The organism is Candidatus Hydrogenedentota bacterium, from assembly GCA_019695095.1.
Classification (GTDB): domain Bacteria; phylum Hydrogenedentota; class Hydrogenedentia; order Hydrogenedentales; family SLHB01; genus JAIBAQ01.
The window spans coordinates 1-10560 of the sequence record JAIBAQ010000196.1 but is presented as its reverse complement, the minus strand read 5'-3'; the positions used below and the strand labels follow the sequence as shown (position 1 = coordinate 10560).

Here is a 10560-nt window from a genome sequence, read left to right as displayed (position 1 = left end):
TACCCTAGCCAATCCGGAAGGTTCTCCTCGCACCAGCGGCGATAGTCCTCCATCGTATCGAATGAACGATAGGGTTCATCATCCAATACGGGTTTGTAGGTGTGAATGAAGGAATACCGGAATCGCGTCTCAAGGGGCCGTTTCGACGCCGCCTCAAACTCGGCTAGCCAATCAGGAGGAATCTGCGCTTCATTCGCTCCAGACGAATCGGTGTTGATAGCGTTTGTCATAGTCGGTCCTATGCGTATTCTGCAATACTTGGTCGATTCCTGCAAGTTGCCTGCTTCGGAAGGTCAACTAGCGGAGGCAGATTGAGGAAATTATGCGGTGACTCGCCGGAGATGTGGTTCTTCTTCTGCGGGTCCCATACGAACTAAAAGCGGCCTCTCTGAGCATAGCCCAGTGAGGCCGCACTGCGATATCACGTATCTTCGCCGTGTCTTGGTCTATTTGTATCCGAACGCTTTCAGAGTTGCGTCAAAATCAGTGGGTAACGCAGCCAAGGGTTTATTCTCCGTTGGCGCGTTTGCTTTGATCAGGTTGCGCAACAGGCGTTCCGCGGCCGGGTTTGTGCCCAGGTTTTCAGCAATACGCATCGTGTTGAGTACAAAACGCCCTTCGCCAAGACGGTACACGCAGAGATTCAATCCGGAGGAGTAATCCTGCGACGCCTTGATGGCCCCCGCGACAGCCTCCGCCGGGGCATCTTGTCCTTGCCAGACGGAGTCCGAGAGCATCCCGACGTAGTAGCTGTAGTCGAGCATCCCACCGGTCTGCATGCCTTCGAAGAATGGGTGATACTTGGCCCAGTCGTCTTTGAGGTACAGCCAACTATACAGGCTCAAGAGTTGCCCTTTGTTCGCCAGCGGCAGATAAGAGACGGGCGATTTCTCGCTCGCGAACACTTCCGGCGACAAGAACACCACGTTCGATCCTTGTGCGATGCGCTTGGCGAGTTCGGTGAATGCTTCCGCTCCTCCGGGGGCGGGCGGCGTGCGCAATGCGAGGATTGTCTCACGGACATCTTTCCTGGCGGGGTCGAAAGCGCGGCACTTGATGTTCTGTGTGGGCAGCCATTTTTCTACGCGCTCATCCGATCCCCACAGCACAACTTCGCTTTCGATGGCCGGCATATCCGCTGGGTCGTCTATGAAAAACCGGACATCGCCGCCCGCGGCCGCTGCACCTTGCTGGAACGCAGCCAGGAAACGATACTCGCCGGTGGGTCCATCGATCGGCACTTCCTCGTCGAATACCGGCACAGCAAACACCTCCGGTTGCCCCGGCTCGGTCTTTGGAATCGTGACCGTGATGGAGCGGTCGAATACGCGTATCCCGCGCGGACCGACCACTTGCAGGCGGGCCGAGTAATCGCCTGGGGCTAAGGTGTCCTCATTCGCAACGACGGCTTCCAGGCGCACGTTGCCATTGCGATAGAGATGCTCCGGTCCTACGAACAAGCACCAGCGTACAGGCGCCCATCCGTCAAAGGCCGCGTCGGTTGCGCCCGGCTTGAGTTCGCGGAAGGTTGTGGCGGTCAGGCCTTCTCCGGTATTTCCTTGGTCGACGGTGCCGGTAACGCTCAGGCCCGCGCAGTTGGGATTGGAGCGGAACGCATTGAAGCCAAGCGTGCGTTGCGCCGCCATCTTCTTGATTGTCTGCGCGAAGTAGTCCTCCGGACTCGCAAACGTCTCGTCCAATCGCCACGCAGTCCAGTCGTTCATAAAACGATCCAGCAGCCCTTTGTAGAAGACCGCGTCGTCAAGGTTGGCCTTCCCAAGCTGCTCGAACCATCGGGTGGTGCGGACCAAGTCCACGGCACTGCCGATTCCATATTCACTGATGAAAACGGGCCTTAGTGCTGGCCTATTCTCAATATTGGCTAGACCACCATCGCCAAATCCCACGGGATTGCCCACGCCCCGGTAGTTGCGCAATGTCGCGACAATCTCTGGCGAATGCGGCACATGGGGGTAGATGTGTTGATCGTCGAGAATATCTTCCCATTCGTGTGAGCCTGGGTTGCTGATGCTGCCGAGACGAGACCCTTCGCCAATGGTTTTGGCTTCGTCGTACGCTATGAACGCGGACGAATCCGGCACGTCCGTTCGCGGAAGGTATCCATAGGTCCAGGGACTTCCCTTCGCAAGGTAGTCTTTGGCAACGTCAAAGCTGGGGCCATTGGCGTACGCAATGGTTGCTGCTAAAGCGGTGGTGTCCGCGCCGTAATCGCCGTTGCCGAAACTCAACGCGAAGTCAATCAGGTCCCCCTTCTTGATGTCGACCGAACCGGAGTACTTGGTCTCTTTTCCGGCGTCCCCAACATTTACAAACCCGTCAAACAAGGGTTTCCCATTGTGCAAGACGTGCACGTCCGTCGTGGCCTTCTCCGCGATACTGGAATACACAGCAGTAATGTCGCATTTGCCGTCTTGCGGCGCGGTCCATCGCGCCACGCTGTATTCACCCTTCGGTCCCGGATGCAAGGCAAACTGTCCCGGTTGCCAGGTGATCCCCAGCGCCGAGATCGGCGCGTCGGTTCCATTATGCGTTGCGCTCGGGTCGAACTGCCCTTGTATTCTGTGTATGTGTATGCCGACCGGTTCGCCCCCCGCCGTCACGTCCCAACGTCCGCTGCTCAGAAGGACGGCGCGGGTCTCATCCAATGCACGCAGCTTAGGCAGGAATTCGACTGCCTGCTGATGCACGGGACCCACGGGAGTCTCGTTCAGAAGTCCCCAAATCACTATGCAAGGGTGATTCCGGTCGCGCTTGATCATCCCGAGTACGGAACTGTCGTAACGCTGCGCAAAATGAGGTGAGTTCTCGGTGCACCATGCCGCATACGATTCCTCATAGACGAGCAGACCGATTTCGTCGCAATAGTCGAGTTGCAGCCTCATGGGCACACCCGCAATGAAACGGATAGAGTTGAATCCCATCATTTTGACGTTGATCAAATCGCGCCGCGCCCAATCCGGGTCGTAGGGAAGCTGTTGCCCGATGGGCCAGTGATTCCCAGTATGACTGCCCTTCAGAAAGAGCGCTTTCCCATTGAGCCGGAAATGACCGTTCTCGAACCGAAAATCACGGAAGCCGCACCGGGTCGATTGTTCGCACTCGCCACCCTTCGTGTTCAATCGAGCCGTGACTCGATATAGGTACGGATCTTTGACGTCCCAGAGGTGTGGCTGGGATACCTTGAGTGTGGAATTGACCACGCTGGTTCCCGGCCCTGCGGTCACGTTTATCGTAGCCGCTTCGAGTGTCGTTCCGTTGGCGGCGGGGGCTATCGATAAAGTCAGTGTGCCGGTCTGGGAGTCTTTGCCTGCATTGAAAAACGTGGTTTGGATATTCACCTCTCCCGTCTTCCAGTTGGCATGTACATAGAAGTCATCAATGCGGACTTGCGGAGTCATGACCAACTCTACCGAGTCGGTGATTCCGCCCAAGTTGTAGGAAGCTCCCGCAAAATACTTGTTCACCTTGTTTCGGTGAGGAGTCTGCGCCAGGATGATGTCGTCGATAGGTTCGTCTTTCGGATTCAGTACACGTACGGCAACGCGATTGTCGTTACCTGCGCGAACAATACCGGTGACGTCGAAGGAGAATGGTTCTTCGCCGCCCTCATGACTTCCCAAGTACGTGTCGTTCAGCCACACGTCGGCCTTGTAGTCCACGGCCCAGAATCGGAGAAGGTAGCGGCCATCGGCATATGCGTTCTGCGGCGCTTCGAAGCTGCGCCAGTACCATGCGACGCCGTGATAGCCGGGAAACGGATCTTGAATGATCCACGGAACGTTGGTGTCTAGCGCATCGGCGTTCGGAGTCTTAAACCAGCCCTGTTCCTTGCCGATGTTCTGTGGATCGGTGGCGATGCGCCATGTCCCGTCCAGGGATACGATGGAATTCTGTGCTTCGGCATGAGCGGCGGCTGCAAGGGCATGAAGGACGAGTGCCCCGAAAAATAGACCCGAACAAAGGCTGCGGACGGTGGACTTCAGCATGATCAGCTTCCTCGCGAAACGCCACCATCTCAGACGATCGCGGCGTTTCAACTGTAGCGCCGGTTCCTCACCGGCATACACTTGGCGAGCCCCCCAAAAGCGACTCAACTATCTCCAATCGTATGCTAGAAAGAAGCTGGCTGGTCTGCAACTTACGTGTCCGGACATCCTGGAGGCACTGGACCTCGGTGAACTACTCCTATCAATAGCGTCAGTTCGTTGCACTGTCTGATAGTACCGTCAATCGTACGCACGGAATCCGATGCGAAACGGGGACTTGCCGCTCGCCCGGTGTTCGCCGTAAGCTGTCCCGAAGAGTAGAGCGGTGGGGGAAACCGGGGACATTCATCATGCGGCATTTCAAGAGTCTCTGTGCACTTCTGATTCTCGCGTTTGTGTGCAGTTTAGCGGCATCAGGCGCAGACGAAATTCCTGTTCTTCTTCCCGACGGGACTCCCTTTGAGTCGTGGGAGAAGCCACAGGCGTTCAGCAAGACGTATCACGTCAACCAGAACCACCCGCGTGCATCCGACAGCAACAAAGGTACGGAGCGGCGTCCCTGGAAGACCATCGGCCGTGCGGCACAGATGCTTCAGCCTGGCGAGCGTGTCGTTGTGCATGGCGGCGTCTACAGAGAATGGGTGAAGCCCGAACGCGGCGGCACTTCGCCGGAGGCGATGATTTCGTATGAGGCTGCGCCAGGCGAGCAGGTCATTCTTACCGGTTCGGATAGTTGGAAACCGGAATGGCGGCCATCAAACGAGTACAAGCTAAAGGACATCACCATCTGGCAAGCGGAACTGACCGGCGCGCAGTTCGAGGGCGCGAATCCCTTCTGTCTGCAGAATTTCACGATTCAGAAGGACAGCGATACCTGGAAGGATTTTCCCAGTTTCGAACTCAGGCGCGGGCAACTCTTCGTCGACGGTGTGTACATGCCTCAGGTCAGCCTTTTTGACGAGTTGGGCAAGGCAGCCGGTTGTTTCTGGGTATCCGAAAACGGGATGTCCATCTTCTTGCGAATGCCCAACGATGCTTCGCCGCAAGGTCACACCTTCGAGGTCACGACGCGAGAACAAGTGTTTGCACCGACCACGCCTTACCTCAACTACATTCGGATAAGTGGATTTACGATGATGCGCGCGGGCAACGGCGTTCCGATACCGCCGCCGCAACGCGGCTTGCTCAGTGCCGCGCGCGGACACCATTGGATCATCGAGGACTGCGAAATTGCCTATGCGAATACGCTGGGTATGGACCTCGGCGGCCAATGGTGGAGCTACGGAACGGGCGAGGCGCAGGGATTCCATATTGTTCGCCGCAATTACGTCCATCACTGCGGCGTTTCTTCCATGTCGGCCTGGCACAACATGGCCAACCAGCACATGCTCATCGAAGATAACCTCATCACGGACAACTGCTGGATGCCGATCGGGTCCCACTACGAATCTGCCGGCGTCAAATTCCACAGCACCGAAGATTGCCTAATCCGGCGCAATATCATTCTGCGCACGGCCAATGGCCCGGCACTCTGGTTGGATGGCGAGGTCAGGAACACTCGGATCACGCAGAATCTCTTCGCCAACTCAGCGGATACCGTGGGACTTGGGGCAGTGTGCCTGGAGATCAATCACGGACCCAACCTGTTCGATAACAACATTATTGTCGGTTCGAATGTCCATGGATTCCACGAACACGACGTCGATCGGGCTGTCGTCATGCAGAATCTCATCGCAAATGGACAAGGCTTTGGCGTTCACTTGCGCCCCGGCGATCCCGCTCGGGTGAATCCGCCTCTTGAGAACAATCATCGCGTATTTGGAAACATAGTGGCCGGATTCCCTGAATGTGTATTCATTCCCAATGACACGACGCGGTCCGACTTCAATCTCTTTGGAGAGCAGGATTTTTCCAAGGCGTTTGCACGAGGGGATAAAGAGCCTCCGATGCCCTTGGAGGGGTGGCGCGCCCTCGGTCAGGACAAGAATTCCTCAATAATGCCGTTGGAGGTGCATTTTGACGAGCCCAAGATGACGCTGAGTATCCGGGGTAAGGCCGAGCAACTTCCCGAATTCGATACGTTTCCGGATCTGCTGCCCGAAGTCGCGAAGGCAAGAGACTTGTTGAAACAGGATTACTTCGGCACGAGCAGGCCAGATACTCGATTCGCGGTCGGGCCATTTGCTAACACGCAACTGGACGGCAGCCCGGTGTGTGTCGATGTTCGGAAGAACTCCCGATTCGCTGTGAACGCGAGTAAGTGATCCACGCGGCCCGCGAGTGAGAAGCCTTGAAAACAAAGAAGCCTCTCCGAGGTTAAACCCTTGGAGAGGCTTACGTTGTCATCTAAATGGTCGGGGTGAGAGGATTCGAACCTCCGACCTCTTCGTCCCGAACGAAGCGCGCTAAACCGGGCTGCGCTACACCCCGACAACCCAAATAGCTTAGCGCAAAGAGTCTTCATTGATCAAATTCATATCGTAGAGTGGCTTACGTTCAATTGGTCAAAGATCATGCACGTAGCGGTGACCGCGTGATCGCACGGGCTCTGTAACCGCTCACGATGTTTCGTGAGCGACTCAGGTAATCGTGGACTTGCCGTTCAACTATACGCGATTGCGGAGAAGCGCAGCGGAAGTCACGAGGGGCTCAAGGTTGCATTCCACGTGTTACCAAGCCAGCTTGCGGATTCTCACGTTGGGGCCCGACGCAAGAGCTCTGTTCGTAGTCCAACTACTATCCTCTGAGAAGAGTGAAATCATACGGTATTTAGCAGTGGTTATCATTGACCTAAAGGTAGATATCTCGCTGAATTTCACCTTTTTGGGATTCATTTCCTAACATGGCGGCTAAGGACATAGGTTGTGGGTGGACGGGAGCGATTTCGCTGCAAGTTGACGAGAGTGTTCGTTGTGCTTATATCTAAGGCATTGTAATATAATTACTTACATCCATATCTGAAATGACTTTTGAGACTATTCCCGGGGTGGCTAGACTCCATTCTTGAGTGTCCGGACAATTCATCTTGCCAAGAATCGAAGTGCAGAATAGACTTTATCTGGTGACGGCGCAGATTTGACTATGCGTCAAAAGCAGGTTGTCCAATTGCCGAATTCCCTTTGATATGCAGGTGTTTCCCATTGATTTGGGATCCCAGCTCCGATGGGAGGTGATACACACAGACTCCGTCCTTGCTCCTTTTCTTTCCAGCAGTACAACTGACGAGTTGGAAACACTGAGAGGAGAACTCAGATGCGAAGAAAAGGCTTTACCCTCATTGAATTGCTCGTAGTAATCGCGATCATCGGCATTCTCGCTGCTATCCTGCTCCCGGCTCTCGCACGTGCGCGGGAGGCCGCCCGGAGAGCAAGTTGCCAGAACAACCTCAAACAGTTCGGCCTTATCTACAAGATGTATGCAAATGAGGCGAAGGGAGAGAAGTACCCTTCCATGTTAAAGAAACATGCAGGGACGTGTGAAGACACGAGTCCCGGACCATTTATAAACCAGAACCATCTTTTCCCCAACGCTCCTGGTATGTTTCCAGAATACTGGACGGACCCGGACATCGCGCTGTGTCCGTCCGCACCACGCGACGAAGACTTGGAATTCTACTTCCATCAAGATCCAGTGAATCCGTGCAAATTCTGGGATATTGCTTATCAGTATATGGGTTGGGCGATTGGTCCGGAGCATTATCTCCCTGCGGGGACTCCCTTCAACTTGATGCCGGTGACATTCTTCGCTGACTACGATATTGCCGCAATTACGGCTATACAGGCGGAAATCAGCGCGGGGCAAGCGCCGGGCACTCGCTGGGATCAAGATGCCCCCGAATGGGCAGATCTTCACGAGAATGACATCGAATTGCCGGACGGACGCATCGTGTACCGGTTGCGCGAAGGGATTGAACGATTTTTCATAAGCGATATCAACAACCCTGCCGCAAGCGCCAAAGCACAGAGCAGCATTGCGGTGATGTGGGACGTTGCGATCGCGCCGGATATCAGCGGGTACGCTTCGTATAACCATATCCCGGGCGGCGGCAACGTTCTCTACATGGACGGCCACGTTCGATTCATTAAGTATCAGGAGGAATGGCCCATTTGCAGCACGTGGGCAGTCATGTTGACCCAACTCGCAGTGATCAATGACCCCTACTGACGAGCATATGCCAGGATGATCAGATTTTCGTTGCGGACAGTTGCGTAAAGAGATTCAACAGGGCCGAGGCGCAATGCCTCGGCCCTTTTACACTGAGTTGACGTAGGGAAATACGTCTACGCTTTTCCTGGCCCGCAAATCATCGACGCCAGTTTCCATGTGCCGTCGACTTTGTGCAGCGTCGCGCTGAATACATAGGGCGCGTTGCCGAACGCGAGGGATGCAAGCTTCCAGGTTCCCGCCACAACGGCCGTGTCGCCGAGAGCCTCGAATTCTTCCACCTGCATTTCGGACTTCTGCGCCGCCCCCCACGTAACGGCCGTGTTGATCATCGTGATGAGGTATTCCGGTTCGGTGAACACGAAATACTCGCCGTTGGCCGTATTCGAGGCCGTGATCGTTGGCCCGTCGTGGAAGAGTCCATGCAGGTCGCGCGTGTGCGCAACGACCATCGATTGCTCCCACGGTTTCAAGACAGCCATTACGGCGTCCTTGGTCGCAGGATCCGCATTGCCGCCGGTAGGAATCAACGAGAAGGCAAAGAGCCGGAAACCGCCGGTGGGGCCGTCTTTCACTGCGCCAAAGACAGCGCGATAGGTCTTGGCACTTGTGTCTTCCTTGAAGCTCGCTGTGCCAAGGGTGAATTGGCCGGCTTCGCGCGCTACCACGTCACTCGCGGTCAGGTTTCCTGCAACGTCCAGCGCGGACGCAAGTCCGCTCCAATGCCGCAGCGCTTCGCGGGTCGTGAAGATAGCCTTTCCTTTTCCAGGCAGCATGACGAACGATCCCTGCGACGTGAGCAGAGAGGACCATTGGTCCGGATCGTCTGAGGCGGCGGGGGAGAGGACGCGCGCCGTTTCGGCAAGCAACACGTCCATGCTCTCGTAATTCGCCGGGACCACAGCCGGATCGGGAGTGAGACTGTCCACAAGCGCCTGAGATGAAGCTCCTTCTGCCACAATGAAGGTCAGGGAGCGTTCTGCAATCGAAACTCCCGAGATCGAGTTGCCCCAACGGTCAAAGTACTTCACGCCTTCGGGCAATGGCCTTGGCAGCTTCTCGGGGGCGTCGCCATCGGCATAGAGCACCACCACGGTGCTTGGACCTTGTGCATACGGCCTCGCGTTGGGCTGTTGAAACACCAGCGCCGAAACGTCGCGCGCGGGTGCAAGCCGAGACTCCAGCTTTGCGCCGTCAACAAAGTGGGCCAACGCGGCAAGACTTAGGTGCAGCGGGCGCAGCAGGGGACCCGGTTCCTTCAGGTTGTGCGTGTTGGCTCCATGCCGAGATGTGCCGTGTGTCGAATACGATAGGAATCGTTTGTTTCCCGAAGCAATGACGCTGAGATACCACCGCGCGTACTTGTCGGCCCCCAACGACCAATCACCAAGCATCGCCGGATCGGTGAACGAGAAGAAGGAACCGTGAAACATGGCGACGTCGGTACCGCCCTCGCTGCACAGCGTAGGTTTCGGGTCGCCGTATTTGGCCTGTTCGGCATTGATTCGCGCGGTAACTTTTGCAATGGAATCGTTAGGCCGGCCCTGAAGCATGGAATCGTAGCGGTGCCATGACGCAAGGTCATAGTTTTCGTATGCGCCCGACGCAAGGACGGCTTGTTCCCAGAACGGCGGATACGTGTCTAAGCCGATGATGGTGCACTTCGGGTTTACTGCTTTCGCTTCCGTGTAGGCGCTCTTCAGCAATTCCGCGTAGAGAGCAGGACTTCCCCCTTGGAAGAAACGGAACATGTCCCAAGGCTCGTTCCACACTTCCCACTCATCAATAACACCGGCATACTTTCCGACAATGGTTCGCACGTAGTTGCGCCAATCGTCGATATTCTTCGGGGCGTGATAGATGCGGAAGTAGCCCTTTTCATCGGTGCCGGATGCCCATGCGGGCGATCCGTCCAGCATACCAATGATGCTGAAACCATACTTCCGCGCCAGTTCGATTTGGTCGTCGCGCCATTCCCACTTACCCTTTTCCGGCTCGACGTAGCCCCATTTTGTGATCCCGGAGGCATCGTGGATACGAAGCCACTTGTAGCCGAGCTTCGCCATCACCGGAAGTCCAGGTTCTTCGAGGAGAAGGTGAGTCCCGAAATACGATTCAGGCATTGGGCCCGGGATGGGTTCGGGGGCGCGCCCCAGGAGTGTCTCCGATTTCAGCGACAGGGCTTCACCATTGGCTCCCATGATTTGGGCCTGAACACGGTGCATGCCGAACGCGCGCGCATCGTCGCCACCAACTTCGATGTTGAGTTCCTGATAACTCTCTGCGGAAAGGACCGTCACAGGAAGCGACCAGGATGCACCGCTCGTATTTGTGGCATTTAGAGTAAGCGTGCTGCCCTCGGGCAACTTACCCGCGACGCGGGCTTTGA

Annotated in this window: 5 protein-coding genes and 1 tRNA gene; 2 read left to right on the top strand and 4 right to left on the bottom strand. The window is 56.1% G+C overall.

The genetic code is table 11. The features are described 5' to 3' along the window. A partial coding sequence (locus K1Y02_22050) for a hypothetical protein (GenBank protein MBX7259061.1) occupies nucleotides 1–230 on the bottom strand: 230 nt, incomplete at its 3' end. A gap of 216 nt (nucleotides 231–446) precedes the next feature. Then, on the bottom strand, nucleotides 447–4007 hold the full coding sequence (locus K1Y02_22045) for a glycoside hydrolase family 2 (protein ID MBX7259060.1): 3561 nt from the start codon (nucleotides 4005–4007) through the stop codon (nucleotides 447–449). Between the two features lie 350 nt (nucleotides 4008–4357). On the opposite strand from K1Y02_22045, the gene K1Y02_22040 reads away from it, so the two are divergent. Beyond that, complete coding sequence (locus tag K1Y02_22040; protein ID MBX7259059.1) at nucleotides 4358–6271, top strand: right-handed parallel beta-helix repeat-containing protein; 1914 nt, start codon at nucleotides 4358–4360, stop codon at nucleotides 6269–6271. A gap of 87 nt (nucleotides 6272–6358) precedes the next feature. On the opposite strand, the gene K1Y02_22035 is transcribed toward K1Y02_22040, so the two are convergent. After that, nucleotides 6359–6437: transfer RNA gene (locus K1Y02_22035), tRNA-Pro, on the bottom strand. Between the two features lie 822 nt (nucleotides 6438–7259). Between K1Y02_22035 and K1Y02_22030 the strand changes: the two genes are divergently transcribed. Then, a complete protein-coding gene (locus K1Y02_22030; protein ID MBX7259058.1) occupies nucleotides 7260–8171 on the top strand; it encodes a DUF1559 domain-containing protein in 912 nt (303 codons plus the stop codon). A gap of 116 nt (nucleotides 8172–8287) precedes the next feature. Here the strand turns inward: K1Y02_22030 and K1Y02_22025 are convergent. Further along, the coding region (locus K1Y02_22025; protein MBX7259057.1) for a hypothetical protein at nucleotides 8288–10560 on the bottom strand (2273 nt) is incomplete at its 5' end.